The organism is Neptunitalea lumnitzerae, assembly GCF_027924185.1.
Taxonomy (GTDB): Bacteria; Bacteroidota; Bacteroidia; order Flavobacteriales; family Flavobacteriaceae; genus Neptunitalea; species Neptunitalea lumnitzerae.
The window spans coordinates 110,974-126,687 of the sequence record NZ_BRVO01000005.1; the positions used below are offsets into that span (position 1 = coordinate 110,974).

Sequence of the window (15,714 nt, forward strand, 5' to 3'; positions counted from 1 at the left end):
ATATTTATATAATTTGCAGGAGTTATGTATTACCTAGTTATACTTCTGCAAATTTATTGCTTTTACCATGTATATAGTAATAGGAACAGCTATTACTGGATTTTCCTTATTTTATTTTTACCAGGTATTGGTTCTGCTATTTATTTACTAACTCAGGTTTTTGGTAAAACCGATGTTGGAGCAGCCCAAGAACAAGCTTTTAATGTTTTATACCCTAGTAAAAGAATCAATGATTTAGAAAAAAAGTTGGCATTCTCAGATACTTTTGAGAATAGAGTTGCTTTGGCAGATGCCTATTTTCAAAATAAACGATACGAAGAGGCAAGAGATATGTATCTGTCTGCCTTAAAGGGAAACTATGAAAATGATTATTACGGAATCTCTAATCTTATTAGAGTATATTTTGAGTTAGAAAACTACGATAAGGTAATAACATATAGTGAGCGTTTTTTGCTTAAGATGGAATTTAAGCAATCTGATTTGCAATTTTTATATGCCATAGCTTTAGAGAAAACAGGACAAACAGAAAAAGCCGAAGAAGCGTTAAGAAAGGTAGATATACCTTATAAAAACTATAAGGAGCGTTTGTATTTGGCGGAGTTTTTATTGGCTAAAAATTATAAGGATGAAGCCAAAGAACTTTTGGAAGATCTGCTTTCTGAAGCTAACCATATGCAACGAAAAAATTATAGAAAATACATGTTGATTTTTCAGAAAGTGAAAGCATTACATTCTCAATTATAACACGAGCGTATGTTTTTGCACCAGCACCCATATAAGCCCTTTATACAACCAAATACTACAAAATTGATAGTTGGTACGTTACCACCACCTAGATTTACCATTGGAGAATTTAAACCAGGCGATGTAAACTTTTGCTATGGTAGTATAGACGGACAATTATGGAAAATACTAGAGGCTATTTTTAATTTGAATTTGGTTTTTGAAACTACCGATTTTGCGATTCAACAACGTAAGGATTTTTTAATAGCTCATAAGATTGGTATTTGCGATATGGTAGAGCGTGCTTATAGAGATAAAATAGATGCTTCTGATATAGGTATGCAACAAGTAGTATTAAGAGATTTAATAGGCTACTTAAAGAAATATCCAAAGGTAGATACTCTTCTATTTACAGGAGGTAATTCTAAAAATGGTCCGGAATACTTTTTTAGAAAGCATATAAAAGATCATAAAATATCCCTTCAATTGGTGGATGCAACCACTCCAAAAATTCACGAATTTGTATTAGATGGTAGAATTATAACTACAGTTTCTTTAACAGCTCCTTCGGGCTCGGCTAATAGGGCAGTAGGTAGCAATCCGTTATATAAAAAACTAAAAAGAGAAAATCCTGATTTTAATACAATTGATTTTAGAGTATTACAATATACCCCGTACTTTACTAAATAAGCCAAGATTTAATAGCTGTTATAGTGCTTTGTTTTAGCCGTATAAAAGCGGTATTTCTGATTTTAACATGTAAGAAATTGTTAAAAATATAGTAACAAAATAGATATAAAGTATACTTGTATAAAAATCAGACCTAAGAGTTGATTTAAAATCATTTATAGAAATTATCGTGTTTAGAGTTTTACTGGTTATATTTTTGGCTGTTTTTTCAGTGTGCTTACACGCGCAAGAGGATGATGAATTTACGCGTGTTGTGGGTACGGTGTACGGAGACTCTATTCCGTTAAGAGATGCCTATATTAAAAATATAACTTCTGGAAATTACACCATAAGCACCCCAAGTGGAAATTTTACACTAGAAGTAAAAGTGGGTGATACACTTAGAGTGGTTTATATGGGGATGAAAGATAAAGTACAGGCTGTTTTATCATCGCATATAGAAAAGCAATTTATTGGTATTTATATGGTTACAGAACCTGAAGAGTTAACCGATGTGGTGGTAGAACAACAAACCATAGATGAGGTAACCTTGGGTATTGTTTCTGAAAAAACTCCTAGAAAAACAAAAGGAGAGCGTTTGCTTAAAGCTGCCGGAGATTTTAAGCCTATTCATTTAGTTGGGATTGTAGCTGGGGGTATGCCACTAGATCCCATATTAAACGCCATAAGTGGTCGTACAAAAAAGTTGAAAAAACGGGTTGAATTAGAACGTGATGGTTCTGATTTAGATGAGTTGTATGAGAAGTACTATGTGTTTTCTACACTCACCTTAAAAGTACCTGAAGATGAGGTAATGCAATTTATGTATTACGTGATAGATGCAGATAAAGGAGAGATGATATTAAAAGCAGAGGAGTCTTTAGCGGAGTTTTACCTCACTGAAGCATATCAAAGTTATAAAGCTAATAAGCAGGAGTAAGGTTATTGAGCTTGTACTTGATACACTAATTCTAACGTAGTGTTGTAAACATCAGTTTTGTACATTTTACTTTTTAGCCAGGCATAAAAGCACATTACAAATATGTCTTCCCTTTTATGAGATAGCCATTCAAAAGAATCTTCTACTTTGTTCTTATAGTCTATGGTTTGTATTTTTTCTGGGTTGGTATAGTATAAGGTAATTAGTTTTACATAGGTTATCACACGCTGTTGCCCTATGGCTTTTAGATAGTTGAAATAATTCTTTTTAAAACGTTTTAATCTAGCTTCTACCAGTTCTACATATCCTAAATCTATAAACAAGAGTAGTTCCATTAGGTTTTTTTTAATCACCCATTCGCGTCCTGCTTTTTTTTCGTACCAAGCATCTGTATGGGTTAGCTTGGTAAATAGTTGTTGTGCTTTTTTAAATTCTTTTTGCTGTAAGTGCATCATAATTAATGCAAGTGTAATGTCTAATTCATCAACACTAGCAAAGGAGGATTTTTCAACAAAGGGAATTAGTCTGTTTATAGCACCTTTAGCATTATTTGTAAAGTTTTCATTAAGGGCTAATAGCATTTGGTGTTTAAGCATGAAGATGCTTTGGTATTTGCCTTTTTGCTCTTTCATAACGGTTTCCATATACTGTAAATATGCTAAAGAACCATCAAACTTTTTATTTCTAAAATATACGTTGGCAATATGGTATAAGATGGCAATATGATAATAGAGCATTGATTCTCTTTTATGTTTGCCTTTTACTTGTTTATATAATGATAAAAGAAAATCTTCTTCGTACAAATAGTTGTTGGTTACAAAAGCCTTCATGCTGGTTATTTCAATAATCTGATACAACGATTTAAAAGATAGTAAAGCTTCATTTATACGGAACTGCTGCATAACTTCAGTAAAGGCAGGTAAAAAATCTATTACTTTTCCTTCGTGTTCTATAGCTTTTACAATTTGCTTTATTTCTGCATAGGCTATGTTAAGCTGGTCTTCTAACAACAAAGCTTCATGTGTTTGTGTTACTTTTTGTTTAAGTGTTTGCAGGTTGGTTTTGGTGTCATATTCTATATACTGAATATGGGTGTGCAAAATTTCATTAAGAATACTGTATAGCGCATATTCAGAAGCTATCTGTTCTGCTTTTGCTAAGAGCGAAAATCCTAATTGATAATGCTTTTTTAAAAAGAAAGACCTAGCCGTTACAATTAGTTTTATCAATTGCATTTCTGTAGAGTTTTCAGTTTTTATAGCATTCGATGCTACAAAATTAATAACTGATTGGTACAACCTTTTTTTTAGTGCATGAAACGTATTTTTAGGTGTTGCGGTATTATATAGTGTATCTATAATTGTCTGCTGGGTAAGAGTAGGGTCTAATAATAATGTAAACAGTTCAATGTTCTTAGCATCGCCTCTTCTGTTTTTATTTTTTAAAAAAGCAACACATTGTTTTTGTTCTTCTTTAGAAAAAGTAAGAATAATATTCTGTAATGTATCCATTTTAATCGTCATTATTATTTTAGTAAATATACATTATATAGGTGTTAAATGTTATTTATACATGTTTTTAATCGTCATTATTTTAATTTTTTGAGGTTTGTGTTTTTATAAGAAGGGGAGATATTTGAACCAAGAAATAAAAACATATACCATGAAAACATTTTTAAAAACAACAGCAAGTCTACAGGTGCAAAGGTTAGGAACGCACAGTAGCATCATGTCTCATAATTGGTCTTTCAATGAGATGGTAAGAACAACGTAATACTTTTAGGTTATGAAATTAAAGTTGTTGAACACTGCTTTTATCGTAACGTTGAGTATTTCAATAGTTATTTTCATATACCTTGTTTTTATTGGGTATGATGAAATAAGATCTTTCAAAGATGTTATAAAGATTATAGGGGCTATCCTTTTTCCTATCCCTATCTTATTTTTTACTAGGTTTTTTGTGATTTCAAATTTTATACCTGAACACACGGAGGCTTATAAAATGGCAAATAAGAAACCAGCATCTATACGTTTGGTCACCGGACTTTTAATCACTTTACTATTGCTGCACTTATTAGAGTGGAGTACTGGGAAGCCTTTAGAAAGTTTGTTGATAGTAGCACACTTAATTAATTCAACTACCATTAGTTTGTATGTATTTAACTATTTGTTATATAATAATTTAAAAGCTAATGGGGTGTTAAGCGGAATACTGCTAGCCTTAGCATTACATGTATTCTTCTTATCATCTAACTAAAAATAAGAAATCATAATATGGAAACTAATTTTATAAAAAACATAGACGATAATAATAATAACAACAGTAAAAAAAGAGAAACACTGTATTTGTTTCAGAATATAATAGTAACCGGTCTGTTGGCATTTACCGCTATAGCATTTTTCTTTTACAATAGTTTAGAAGTAGAAAAAGGAATTAAAATCATATTTGCCCCGTTTTTATCTATAGTACCGTTATTGTTTGTACTTAGTATTTTAAAGGATTTAAAAAAAGGTTTTAAGAATGCCGATTATAATAGAGATGAAATTATAAAATTCTCTATGGTTGCTGCTGGGGTTGCTGCATTATTTGTAGGAGTAACGTATCTGTTTTCTAAAATAGATGCATTAGAAATTTTACTGGCCTCTTTAATGGCTGTACTAAGTATTGTATTCTTCTTAAAAAGTAAGATTAAGGATGTTTTGGGAATGGCAATTATTACCGGTATAGCCGAGGGAATAATTGTTTACATGGTGTTTTTATTTTAATAAGTTGCTGCCCGGATAACCTAACCAATCACCGGGCAGCTTCTTTTTTATATAGTTACTCCAAAAAGGTGACCTACTGCAGCACTTAAAACCATAGCAATGGTACCCCACAGTGTAATTCTTAATACTGCTTTTCTTTTTTTTGCACCTCCAGTTTTTGCCGATACGGCTCCTAATATGGCTAGAAAGAAAATGGCGCTAGCATATTGATAATATACCATGTGTTCTAACGGGAAAAAGATTGAAACTAACAGTGGCATTAAAGCCCCAAATGTAAAAGAGGCGCCAGAGGCAAAAGCTGCTTGTAATGGGTTTGCCTTATTTATTTCATTAATACCTAGTTCATCTCTTACATGGGCAGCCAATGCATCATGCTCGGTAAGTTCTTTAGCAACAATCATTGCTGTTTCTTTTTTCAATCCTCTGGTTTCATATATTTTGGCTAAAAGTTGAAGTTCTAATTCGGGTGTTTCTTTAAGTTCTTGTTTTTCTCTTTCTATATCTGATTTTTCAATATCAGTTTGTGAACTTACAGAAACATATTCACCAGCAGCCATAGAGAGTGCACCTGCTACCAAGCCAGCAAGGGTAGCAAGTATAATGGCTTCTCTTTCTGTATTAGCGGCAGCAACACCAACAGCTATACTAGCGGTAGACAGTATACCGTCATTAGCACCTAATACAGCAGCTCTTATCCAATTACTTTTATGAATGTAATGAACTTTAAGGTAGTCGTCTAAATCAGCTTCCATAACAGCATCTAGTTTAATAGTATAAGTTAGTTAATTAGCTTGTTTTAAACTAAGGTGTTTACACTTTATTAGTAGTGAAATTTCAATTTATAATAAGACAAGATAAATACATTATAAAATAAAACATCCCGAAGGGAGGGGACCCTCGGGATGCTTAACAATCACCAAAAGTTGTAATTGCTATCCATTTCCATTCACAACCTCATTCTTAACAACTTTTGGCTTCACTCTAAACTTGTTTCTTCTAGGTCTAAGTTTACCAAACGACCCTATACTAATTTTTCCTTTTTTAGATTTTCTATCTCCTTTTCCCATAGCTATTTATTTTTTTGATTGTTGATCTTTTATAGTTGCATCATCCAAATCAAAATCATTAGTGGCTACGTTACGGTTGCCCGTTGGGTTTGTAGGATTGCTTTGTTCTACGTTTCTTTTAAACTTTCTTTTGTCTTTTATAGTTCCCATATCATTCGTTTTTAATTACATTATAAAAGTACAATTGATAGAGCAGAAACTGTATTAAAGCTTTTCTAAACTATTGTTAATACCTATTAATGGGCAGCATTACTCATGTCTACTTTACCGGCTCCTTTTTTAATAAGCATTACAAATGGTACACATAATAAAAATAAAATACCTAGGTATAAGAAAACATCCATATAGGCTAAAACGGTGCTTTGGCGTGTAACCGACAAATCTAATAGCTGGTATGCTTTATCCATAGCTTCGTTAGGGGCAAAACCTCTACTAATAAACATTTGTTTATAGCCTTGTAGTGTTTGCTGTACTCTAAAGTTAATAGCTGTTATGTTAGGTATTAAATCTACCCTATGCTGTATGGTAATTCTAGTAATAAAGGTGGTAATAATAGCAATACCAAACGATCCTCCTAACTGTCTCATCATTCCTGTAAAGGCAGCACCATCACCAATATCTTTACCTTGTAGGGTAGATAGGGATAGGGTAGTAATAGGTACAAATAATAAACCTAGCCCAATACCTCTTACTACTAATGGCCAGAAGAAGTGCTCGGCTCCAGTATCTGGTGTCATTAATAAGAACATCCATAAGCTATATAGAAAGAAAATGGTAAATCCACCAATAACTAGATATTTCTGTGGTACGCCCCGTTGCAATAATTTACCAATAATAGGCATCATTAAACCGGTGGTAATAGAACTTGGTATTAATAATAAACCAGCATCGGTGGCTGTCCATCCTAAAATTGACTGCGTGTAGATGGGGATAATAAAGGTAGAACCATAAAGTCCGAAACCTAAAATAAAGGTCATAATAGTACCTACCCGCAAGTTGCTATCTTTTAATACTCTAAGGTTTACTACCGGATGGTCGTACACCAGCTCACGCCATATAAAACCAACCATACCAAAAAGAGATACAACACTTAAGGCAACTATTAAAGGTTCTTCAAACCAATCGTCTTGTTGCCCGTGTTCTAATACAAATTGTAACGAACCAATACAGGCGGCTAATAGCCCAATACCTAACCAGTCTACTTGGTTGGCTTTAAGTTTATCACCGTATTTAGGACTTTTTACAAACAGAATAGTTAATATGGTTGCTGCTATACCTACGGGAATATTAATATAAAAAATATCTCGCCAACTGTAATTGTCTACGAGGTACCCTCCTAATGGAGGTCCTAAAGTGGGGCCTACAATTACTCCCATACCGTAAATGGCTTGGGCCATACCACGTTTTTCTATAGGGTAACTTTCGGTAATGATAGTTTGTGCTGTAACTAACAACGCTCCACCACCCATACCTTGAATAAAACGGAAGGCTACTAACTCCCATATATTGGTAGCGTTACCACATAAAAAGGAAGTAACGGTAAAAATAATAATGGAAGCAGCAAAGTAATTACGTCTTCCAAATTGTTTAGAAAGCCAGCCCGTCATGGGTATAATAATTACATTGGCAATGGCATATGCGGTAATAACCCATGCCACATCTGTTAACGTAGCACCCAAACTACCTCTAATATCATTTAGAGCTACGTTAACAATGGTAGTATCTATAATCTCTAACAAGGCGCATAGAATAGCCGTAATGGTAATAATAACCCTTTTAAAGCCGTATTCTACTAAGTCGTTAGGATCTGTAACTTGTGCTTTTACTTCAGACATATCTTATTTTAATTGTACATCTACCAATACATTCATACCAGAACGTAATTTTGCAATTTTTTCAGGTGCATTTTCTTTCGTAAAATCAATTTTTACAGGAAGACGCTGGATAGTTTTTACAAAGTTTCCGGTAGCATTATCGGGTGGCAATAAAGAAAAGCGAGCTCCTGTTGCTGGCGAAAATGCGGTAACTTCTGCATGAAATTCTTCCCCTGGGAAAGCATCTACTTCAATCATTACTTTTTGTCCTATTTTAAGGTCTTGTAATTGGGTTTCTTTAAAGTTAGCTACCACCCATTTGTCTTTCGTATTTACTAAGTAAAATAAAGATTGACTAGGAGATACAAACTGACCAGGTTGTAAGTCTACCGAAGAAAGTTGTCCATCAATAGGAGCAGTTACTACCGTATACCCAACATTTAGTTTTGCAGCACTTAATTGTGCTATAGCAGCTTGTACATTAGCTTCGGCTACGGCTACACGTTTTTCTGCAATTTCTGACTGAGAAATAGCTGCAGAACGTTGGCTGTTAGAAGCTTTTTGTTGGCTTTTTAAAATTTCAAGAGATTTTTCGGCTTCTTGTTTAGCAGCTAATGCTTGCTCGTACTGTTGTTTGGTAATAGATTTTTTGTCGTATAAATCTTGGTAACGTTCAAAGTCATTTTTAGCTCTCCACAATCTAATTTCGGCATTTTCTATATTTCCTTTGGCACTGTTCACTTGAGCGGTACTAGTGCTTACCCCTGCATTAGAAGCGTTAATACTTGCTTTAGCTACTAAAAGTTGACTTTCTGCAGCAGCTAAATTGGCTTTGGCTTGTTCTAATTGTACCATATAATCGGCATCGTCTATCACAAATAGGGTATCACCTTTACTTACGGTTTGGTTATCGGTTACAGCAACCTTTGTAATGTACCCACCAACGTGAGGTATAATAGGGTTCATATTAGCTTCAATTTGGGCATCATCTGTTACTTCATGTGCTAATGAATGCATGAAAGAATAACCTCCGTAAACAAGTCCTATCACTACCAAAACAGAAATGATAATGATAAATTTTTTATTTGTCTTTTTCTTTTGTTCCATGATTTTAAGCTAAAAATTGTGTTGTTAATTTAATTTGGCTGTTAATTGTCCTTGTGCGTTTAATAATTCGTAATAGGCTTTGGTAATATCTGCTTTCGCTATTTCTAAGTCTAATTTTGTTTGTAGTTGTTGTACATCTGCTTCTAGCAGGTCATTTGTATCTACCAAGCCGTTGTCATATTTATCTTTTACAATTCTGTAGTTTTCAACAGCTTGCTCTACCGATTTTGTATATACATTCAACTTTTTAAGTGCTAACTGATAATTTTGCTCTGCGTTTTCAATTTGAATTTTTACATTATCGTTAGCTTGCTCAATGGCATATGCTAAAGAAGAAGCTCTGCTTTTGGCAACTTTAATATCGCTTTTTGCTTTAAAGATATCCGCAATGTTGTATGAAATACCAACACCAACATTTACTGCATTATTAATAGCAACTACATTTTGTACGTCGGCCGCTATATAACCACCTGAAAAGAAAATAGAAGGGTAGTACTTACCTTTGGCTACTTTTACTTGTGATTCTGCAGCTTTTAATTGCATTTCCATAGCCTGAATATCATATCGGGATGTTTGTACATCCGGATTGTTTTCAGCAATACCAAAAGTGTTTTCTGTAGTTTCAATAGTAGTTCCTTCTGGCAATTTTAAGAAAGTGACTAGTTGATAGTTGATGATGTGCTTATTTTTCTTTGCCTCTTCTAAAGCTATTTCAAAGTTAGCTTCTTGAAGTTCTGCTTTCAAACGGTCATTTTTAGCCAATAAACCATTGTTTTCCATGTTGGTAAAATCTACCACACGTTGGTGAGCACTTTTAAGATTCTCGTTCAGTAGCTCAATAGTTTTAGTTGCTTTGTATAAATTAATATATCCGTTAATGGTCATTAAGGCTATATTTTCTTTTTCATTTTTAGCATTTAAAACTTCAGCTTCGTAATTGCTTTTACCAGCTTTAATACTGTTAGATATACTAAAACCAGAGAAAATAGGCATTTGCACAGTAGCCATACCAAACATTAATTGGTTAACATCAGGAGTGCCGCCACCAGACTCTTCACCTGCAGTATCTTGCCCTGTGGCTAATTTAAGGTCTATATTAGCATTGGTCAGGTACATATACTGTCCAGAGATATTAAAGTCTGGATACTGATTGTTTTTAATTACATTTAATTCACTTTCTGCAGTACGTACATTACTATCAGAAATTTTAATTTCAGTGCTGTTTTCTAATGCTAGCTTCACAGCATCTTCAATACTAAGGGGTTTGGTTTGTTGGGCATAAGTTAGACCTGCGGTCAAAACCATGAACGTTAGGTACAAACAATTTTTAATTCTCATACGTTAATAATGCTTTAATGGTTTTTTGTATGTGGTTTGTTAAGGTGTTATAAACAAAGTCATCAATATCTTCTTCTTTAAGATGATAGATAATCATGAACATTTTTTTGTTATAGTAGAAATTAAAGTAACTCCCTATGATGGTTGGCACAATAAGGGGTATTTCAACATTTTTAGAGAAGACACCTATGCTTTGTCCTTCTTTAATAAATTTTTCAATAAGAGTATAGCTTTTTAATTTCCGTTGTATGTGTTTATCTATATTTATATTTCTACATCCGTTGGAGTACTCAAAGTGTAAAATTTTGTGAATGCGTCTTTTGCTATGTATTCTTTGGGTTAAGAGCGCTATCATGGTATCAATTTTATGAAGATGGTCTAAATTGGTATCTTCAATAATTTGAGCTATTTCTTTTCTAAAATCAAAGTTTCTGTATTCCAATAAAGTTTCCAAAAGCTTTTCTTTAGAGCCAAAGTAATAGGATATCATGGCAATATTGATATCTGCCTCTTTGGCTATTTGGCGAACAGAAGTAGCATCAAAACCATGTTCGGCAAAAAGCTTCTCGGCTATTTCTAAAATTTGTATTTGTTTATCACTTAAGTCCATAACAACTTATTTAATCTTGGACAAAGTTAAACAACTGTTTAAATTAAACGTTTGTTTAATTTATGATTTTAAAAAATTTAACAATATAACGTTGTCGTTAATTTTATAGACATCGATTTACTTGTCTAAAAAGTTGATAGCATCCGCCAAGGTTTGAAATTTCTTGATAGCAGGAAGATTGTTATTACCAAAAAATAGTTTTTCAAACATGAGGTTTGTTAAGCTGGTTGAAGAGTTGTAGGTAACTATTAAGTAAGCTTTTATAGTGTATCGGTTTTTAAAAAATCGAATCCAATCTTTAGGAATGATAGAATATTTATAAATACGATTAGATATGTAATAAGGTTGACATCCTTTACCATAGATGCGTTCTGCTATATCGATAACTATTTTTGCTTTTTCCCAATTGAATAGCACCTCTTCATGAATTTCACTAATAACCAAATTATCAAAAAAGTAAAAATCACCAAATTCAAGCTGGTGTTCTTCTATTACCTGTGCATAAATGTGGTGATCTTTAACTTTCAAAATTGATTATGGGGTTTTTATGAGGGAAGTCTTAGGCAAAGATAAAAAAATCTTTAATCTTACCTATTGGGTGGTTGGTAATGTGTTTAACAAACGCCGACCCAATAATACCTCCCTTAGCATAGGTGGTAGCCTGTTCAAAGGTTTCTTTATTGCTTATTCCAAAACCAACTATTTGTGGTGTTTTCAAATTCAAATTGTTTATTCTTTCAAAATAAGCCTTCTGTTGTTCTCCAAAAGTATTTTTGGCTCCAGTAACACTGGCAGAACTTACCATGTAAATAAATCCGTTTGAGATACTGTCAATATAGCGTATACGTTCGTCACTAGTTTGTGGAGTTATTAAAAAGATATTGGTAAGGTTATATTTCTCAAACAGGCTTTTGTACGCTTCATCATATACATCTACCGGAAGGTCTGGTATAATAAGCCCATCTATACCTATTTCATTACATTTTTTGCAAAATTCTTCAACACCATATTGTAGCATAGGATTAAAGTAACCCATAATAATTAAAGGTATGTTTACGGTACTTCTAATATCCTTTAATTGCTCAAACAATACCTCACTGTTCATACCATTTTTTAAGGCTTTGGTAGAACTTTCTTGAATGGTAGGTCCATCCGCTAATGGGTCACTAAAGGGTAATCCTATTTCAATAATGTCAGTCCCTGCTTTTTCAAGGTTTTCTATAATGCTTTTTGTATCTGTTAAAGTAGGATAGCCCGCTGTAAAGTAGATAGATACTAACTTTTTATTTTCTTGTAATTTTTGTTGAATTCTATTCATAATGAAATTCTTTATGCAATTTTTTTAAAACGTTTTGTTGTGCTGTAGAAAGGTCATCTACAGTAAAGATAGAAACTCCTTGTGCTCCTTTTTCTTTTGTTAACCGTATGGCTTCTTCTAGGTCTTCGGGAGTTTTTAAAGCCGGACTATAGAGTCCTGCAATAATGGGAAAGTCAACACTTTGTACTCCTTGTTCTGTAGCAAAGCCTATCCAATTGATATTTTGTTTATAAAAGTTTTGATACAGCATAGGAAAGGCTATGTCTAAATCCCAATCGTTCCAGGCTTGTCTTACCATTTGTCTAGACATTTCTGGGAACGGAAATACAGCTGCTGTAAGTTTAACTTCTTTTTGGTGTGCCATAGCTGCAATTTCATTGACCAAACTGGTAACAGCATTTAAGCGGTATTGTCTCCATTCCGTGCTTAGTTCTGGGTGTTCCATAGTTATAGGGTCTATGCTAAATATTTCTTTAAAGCCTTCTCTTGCAATGGGGTGATAACCATAATCATATTCGGGCATTTCATGGTCTTGTACCAAACCATATTTTGGTTGCAAATCGGCGCCTAATATTACATCTACATAACGCACATAATCTAAGTGAACAGAAGCTAGGCCTTCAATGGCTAGTAGTTCTTCCGCATTCTTTTTAATGTAGGCTCTTGCTTCTGGGTGAAACGGACTTAACCATTGGTAATAATCTACATAAGCACGGTACTCTAAAGAGTTGTCGCCATTTCTGTTTACTGCATACCAATCAGGGTGCTTGTTTGCAATAGTGTCGTTAGGGCGGTTAAGGGTCCACATCCAGGCGTGTACTGCTATATTGTGTTTATTGGCAATAGGAATAATTTGTTTCAGTATGTTTGGTTGTGCACCTACCTGTATTTGACTTATTCCTAAGGAATCATAATGATTAAATTTTTGTTCCCATTCCTCTTTATTAAAAGTATTACCAGCATGCACCCAACTAGCAAAAACAAAATTGTCTTCAGCAGTAGAAGTTTCAATAATAGGTTTGGTTGATGAGGTATTACAACCAATCAATACTAAGAGAATACCTATTTGTAATACTATTTTTTTCATGCCTTTATCAGTTTTAAAACGCCTTCTTCATTAATAACATAAATACTAGAAGTATCCGTATTAGTCACCTTAAACTCAAAACCAAACTGCGTTTTTGTAAAAATGGCTACTACTTTTTTATTACCATCATAGGTAACTTCATAGGTTTTTGTGAAACCTGGAGTTTCTCTGTTCAGTTTTTTCAAACTACCATAGCTAGCTTCTCTAAATAGTGCATAGGTGGCTTGTTTTATTTTTAAATCTTGCTCTGGAGTATAGGTGATTTCTTTTGCTGAGGTTTTCTCTGTAAATTGTAAATATCCCCATTTTTCAGGTTCGTGCATGTTAATCACCTTTTGGTTACTCCATACCCAATTGTATTCCGGTAGATATTTACCATGTACCTTTTTGCGCTCATATTTTCCGTCAATCAAATCAAAATCCCATTCTACTCTAGAGAAGTTGATACGCCAAAAATCGCCTTCTTTAGGTATATTACCACTACCTTTGAGCTCATTAATAGCTTTTAAGGGAATAGCCATTTCAACTGTCCATTTGGTATCTGTATCGGTTGCATTGTTAAGTGTGCCATAAACTTTAACAGCTGACTTCAGTTCTTTTAAATCCCAATGGTTATTAGGTTTTCCACTAACACGATAAGGTTTGTCTAAATGCAAGTCCCATACGGTATTGTTCGCGTTTATTTCTATCTCACCATAGTTTTTGGTGGTGTTAGATGGGTCTATAAACACCTCAAAATCGTTGTTGTAGAATATAATCGTATCGCGCTGTTTTAAAGTGGCCCAAATATGAGGTTCCTCTAATTCAGCATACAAATATAAGTACGTATCATCCCATAGCATTTTAACTTTGGTGTCGTACTTAGGTTTTTTAATTCCTTCAATATCTATAAAACTACTTGTAAACCTGGCTTCTTTCCAAGCAGTTTCGTCAGCAATGCCATCAATTATTATATTGCTTTTAGCTTTGGTAACTATATAGTGATTAGGAGTTACCATCAGGTTAGAAACATCTAATGTTTCTACTTGTGCATAACTTGTTACAGACCAACAGAAAGTACAAACTAAAAGGCTATTTAAAAGATGTTTCATTATAGGTTGAAATATTTAATATAGGTATCTAAATCTTTATCGCCTCTACCAGAAAGATTTATAATCACAATATCATCTTTTTTAAATTCTTTTTCTTTAAGAACAGCAAAGGCGTGAGAACTTTCAATAGCAGGTATAATACCTTCTAGTTTGGTAAGTTCTAAACCAGCTTGCATGGCTTGGTCGTCGGTAATGGCAATAAACTCAGCTCTACCAGTTTTAAATAAATGAGCATGCAACGGACCAACACCAGGGTAATCTAATCCTGCAGAAATAGAATAAGGTTCTGTTATTTGCCCATCTTTGGTTTGCATTAAAAGGGTTTTACTACCGTGAATAATACCTTCCTTCCCTAAAATAGAAGTAGCTGCACTTTCACCACTATCAACACCATGCCCAGCAGCTTCTACAGCAATAAGATTTACTTTTTCCTCATCTAAAAAATGATAAAACGCCCCAGCTGCATTACTACCACCACCTACACAAGCAATCACATGGTTAGGGAATGCCGTATTTTCTTGTTCTAAAAGCTGTTTTTGTATTTCTTCTGATACAACACTCTGAAATCTTGCCACCATATCAGGATACGGATGAGGGCCCACAACTGAACCGATAATGTAGTGCGTATCTACCGGGTTGTTAATCCAGTCTCGTATAGCCTCATTGGTAGCATCTTTTAATGTTTTACTACCCGATGTTGCTGGTACTACTTTAGCCCCTAGCATTTTCATTCTGGCAACATTGGGAGCTTGCCTAGCAATATCAATTTCCCCCATGTATACAATACATTCTATACCCATAAGGGCACAAACAGTAGCAGTAGCCACACCATGCTGTCCGGCACCGGTTTCAGCAATAATTCTATTTTTGCCCAAACGTTTAGCCATTAATATCTGGCCTATGGTATTGTTTACTTTATGAGCACCTGTATGGTTAAGATCTTCTCTTTTTAAATATATTTTAGTATTATATTTTTCAGATAGTCTTTTTGCAAAATAGAGCGGGGAAGGTCTACCTACATAATCTTTTAATAACTGATGGAACTCTTTTTGAAAAGATTCCTCTTGCATTATTTTTAGATAGTTTTGGCGTAATTCTTCTACGTTAGGGTATAACATTTCAGGAATATAAGCTCCGCCAAATTCTCCATAATATCCTTTTTCATCTACGTGATAACTCATAAGT

At 33.8% G+C, this 15,714-nt stretch carries 18 protein-coding genes; 5 read left to right on the forward strand and 13 right to left on the reverse strand.

Annotated elements, in window-relative coordinates; genetic code table 11:
- Window positions 1–24: 24 nt before the first annotated feature.
- The 3 genes from Y10_RS16520 to Y10_RS16530 all read left to right on the forward strand — a co-directional run bounded on the left by Y10_RS16520 (window position 25) and on the right by Y10_RS16530 (window position 2,332).
- Entirely contained in the window at window positions 25–744 is a 720-nt protein-coding gene (locus Y10_RS16520; RefSeq protein WP_281766532.1) for a hypothetical protein, read from the forward strand.
- Window positions 745–753: 9 nt separating this feature from the next.
- The gene (locus Y10_RS16525) at window positions 754–1,413 is read left to right on the forward strand and encodes a uracil-DNA glycosylase family protein (protein ID WP_281766533.1); all 660 of its coding nucleotides are present in this window, start codon (window positions 754–756) and stop codon (window positions 1,411–1,413) included.
- 196 nt (window positions 1,414–1,609) lie between these two features.
- A complete protein-coding gene (locus Y10_RS16530; RefSeq protein WP_281766534.1) occupies window positions 1,610–2,332 on the forward strand; it encodes a hypothetical protein in 723 nt (240 codons plus the stop codon).
- 2 nt (window positions 2,333–2,334) lie between these two features.
- Here Y10_RS16530 and Y10_RS16535 read toward each other — a convergent pair whose 3' ends face one another.
- Window positions 2,335–3,843 (reverse strand): hypothetical protein, encoded by a 1,509-nt coding sequence (locus Y10_RS16535; RefSeq protein WP_281766535.1) that lies wholly within the window; start codon window positions 3,841–3,843, stop codon window positions 2,335–2,337.
- A 274-nt stretch (window positions 3,844–4,117) separates the two neighbouring features.
- Between Y10_RS16535 and Y10_RS16540 the strand changes: the two genes are divergently transcribed.
- Together Y10_RS16540 and Y10_RS16545 are read left to right on the forward strand one after the other, a co-directional pair.
- A complete protein-coding gene (locus Y10_RS16540; RefSeq protein ID WP_281766536.1) occupies window positions 4,118–4,588 on the forward strand; it encodes a hypothetical protein in 471 nt (156 codons plus the stop codon).
- 17 nt (window positions 4,589–4,605) lie between these two features.
- Window positions 4,606–5,097, forward strand: coding sequence for a hypothetical protein (locus Y10_RS16545; RefSeq protein ID WP_281766537.1), 492 nt, complete (start codon window positions 4,606–4,608; stop codon window positions 5,095–5,097).
- A gap of 47 nt (window positions 5,098–5,144) precedes the next feature.
- Here Y10_RS16545 and Y10_RS16550 read toward each other — a convergent pair whose 3' ends face one another.
- The 12 genes from Y10_RS16550 to trpB all read right to left on the reverse strand — a co-directional run bounded on the left by Y10_RS16550 (window position 5,145) and on the right by trpB (window position 15,710).
- Complete coding sequence (locus Y10_RS16550) at window positions 5,145–5,849, reverse strand: VIT1/CCC1 transporter family protein (protein ID WP_281766538.1); 705 nt, start codon at window positions 5,847–5,849, stop codon at window positions 5,145–5,147.
- A 180-nt stretch (window positions 5,850–6,029) separates the two neighbouring features.
- Complete coding sequence (locus Y10_RS16555) at window positions 6,030–6,164, reverse strand: 30S ribosomal protein THX (protein WP_281766539.1); 135 nt, start codon at window positions 6,162–6,164, stop codon at window positions 6,030–6,032.
- 6 nt (window positions 6,165–6,170) lie between these two features.
- Window positions 6,171–6,314 carry a hypothetical protein gene (locus tag Y10_RS16560; protein ID WP_281766540.1) on the reverse strand — a complete coding sequence of 48 codons (144 nt, stop codon included), beginning with the start codon at window positions 6,312–6,314 and terminating at the stop codon, window positions 6,171–6,173.
- 86 nt (window positions 6,315–6,400) lie between these two features.
- Complete coding sequence (locus Y10_RS16565) at window positions 6,401–7,999, reverse strand: MDR family MFS transporter (protein WP_281766541.1); 1,599 nt, start codon at window positions 7,997–7,999, stop codon at window positions 6,401–6,403.
- Window positions 8,000–8,002: 3 nt separating this feature from the next.
- On the reverse strand, window positions 8,003–9,085 hold the full coding sequence (locus tag Y10_RS16570) for an HlyD family secretion protein (protein ID WP_281766542.1): 1,083 nt from the start codon (window positions 9,083–9,085) through the stop codon (window positions 8,003–8,005).
- Between the two features lie 24 nt (window positions 9,086–9,109).
- Window positions 9,110–10,390: a TolC family protein gene (locus Y10_RS16575; protein ID WP_281766589.1), complete on the reverse strand. Its 1,281-nt coding sequence runs from the start codon at window positions 10,388–10,390 to the stop codon at window positions 9,110–9,112.
- A gap of 22 nt (window positions 10,391–10,412) precedes the next feature.
- Window positions 10,413–11,033, reverse strand: a complete 621-nt coding sequence (locus Y10_RS16580; protein WP_281766543.1) for a TetR/AcrR family transcriptional regulator — start codon at window positions 11,031–11,033, stop codon at window positions 10,413–10,415.
- Between the two features lie 117 nt (window positions 11,034–11,150).
- The gene (locus Y10_RS16585; protein WP_281766544.1) at window positions 11,151–11,561 is read right to left on the reverse strand and encodes a hypothetical protein; all 411 of its coding nucleotides are present in this window, start codon (window positions 11,559–11,561) and stop codon (window positions 11,151–11,153) included.
- 31 nt (window positions 11,562–11,592) lie between these two features.
- The gene (trpA, locus tag Y10_RS16590) at window positions 11,593–12,351 is read right to left on the reverse strand and encodes a tryptophan synthase subunit alpha (RefSeq protein WP_281766545.1); all 759 of its coding nucleotides are present in this window, start codon (window positions 12,349–12,351) and stop codon (window positions 11,593–11,595) included.
- Complete coding sequence (locus Y10_RS16595; protein ID WP_281766546.1) at window positions 12,344–13,438, reverse strand: family 10 glycosylhydrolase; 1,095 nt, start codon at window positions 13,436–13,438, stop codon at window positions 12,344–12,346. Before Y10_RS16595 ends, trpA begins: the two co-directional genes overlap by 8 nt.
- Entirely contained in the window at window positions 13,435–14,529 is a 1,095-nt protein-coding gene (locus Y10_RS16600) for a carbohydrate-binding family 9-like protein (RefSeq protein WP_281766547.1), read from the reverse strand. Before Y10_RS16600 ends, Y10_RS16595 begins: the two co-directional genes overlap by 4 nt.
- Entirely contained in the window at window positions 14,529–15,710 is a 1,182-nt protein-coding gene (gene trpB, locus Y10_RS16605) for a tryptophan synthase subunit beta (RefSeq protein ID WP_281766548.1), read from the reverse strand. Before trpB ends, Y10_RS16600 begins: the two co-directional genes overlap by 1 nt.
- Window positions 15,711–15,714: the final 4 nt, after the last annotated feature.

Excerpts from the sequence above, each read along its gene's own strand:
- Y10_RS16570 (WP_281766542.1), bottom strand. The coding sequence starts at position 9,085 with ATGGAACAAAAGAAAAAGACAAATAAAAAATTTATCATTATCATTTCT.
- Y10_RS16600 (WP_281766547.1), bottom strand. The coding sequence starts at position 14,529 with ATGAAACATCTTTTAAATAGCCTTTTAGTTTGTACTTTCTGTTGGTCT.
- Y10_RS16565 (WP_281766541.1), bottom strand. The coding sequence starts at position 7,999 with ATGTCTGAAGTAAAAGCACAAGTTACAGATCCTAACGACTTAGTAGAA.
- Y10_RS16535 (WP_281766535.1), bottom strand. The coding sequence starts at position 3,843 with ATGGATACATTACAGAATATTATTCTTACTTTTTCTAAAGAAGAACAA.
- trpA (WP_281766545.1), bottom strand. The coding sequence starts at position 12,351 with ATGAATAGAATTCAACAAAAATTACAAGAAAATAAAAAGTTAGTATCT.
- Y10_RS16525 (WP_281766533.1), top strand. The coding sequence starts at position 754 with ATGTTTTTGCACCAGCACCCATATAAGCCCTTTATACAACCAAATACT.
- Y10_RS16575 (WP_281766589.1), bottom strand. The coding sequence starts at position 10,390 with ATGGTTTTGACCGCAGGTCTAACTTATGCCCAACAAACCAAACCCCTT.
- trpB (WP_281766548.1), bottom strand. The coding sequence starts at position 15,710 with ATGAGTTATCACGTAGATGAAAAAGGATATTATGGAGAATTTGGCGGA.
- Y10_RS16550 (WP_281766538.1), bottom strand. The coding sequence starts at position 5,849 with ATGGAAGCTGATTTAGACGACTACCTTAAAGTTCATTACATTCATAAA.
- Y10_RS16545 (WP_281766537.1), top strand. The coding sequence starts at position 4,606 with ATGGAAACTAATTTTATAAAAAACATAGACGATAATAATAATAACAAC.
- Y10_RS16540 (WP_281766536.1), top strand. The coding sequence starts at position 4,118 with ATGAAATTAAAGTTGTTGAACACTGCTTTTATCGTAACGTTGAGTATT.
- Y10_RS16580 (WP_281766543.1), bottom strand. The coding sequence starts at position 11,033 with ATGGACTTAAGTGATAAACAAATACAAATTTTAGAAATAGCCGAGAAG.
- Y10_RS16555 (WP_281766539.1), bottom strand. The coding sequence starts at position 6,164 with ATGGGAAAAGGAGATAGAAAATCTAAAAAAGGAAAAATTAGTATAGGG.
- Y10_RS16560 (WP_281766540.1), bottom strand. The coding sequence starts at position 6,314 with ATGGGAACTATAAAAGACAAAAGAAAGTTTAAAAGAAACGTAGAACAA.
- Y10_RS16595 (WP_281766546.1), bottom strand. The coding sequence starts at position 13,438 with ATGAAAAAAATAGTATTACAAATAGGTATTCTCTTAGTATTGATTGGT.
- Y10_RS16520 (WP_281766532.1), top strand. The coding sequence starts at position 25 with ATGTATTACCTAGTTATACTTCTGCAAATTTATTGCTTTTACCATGTA.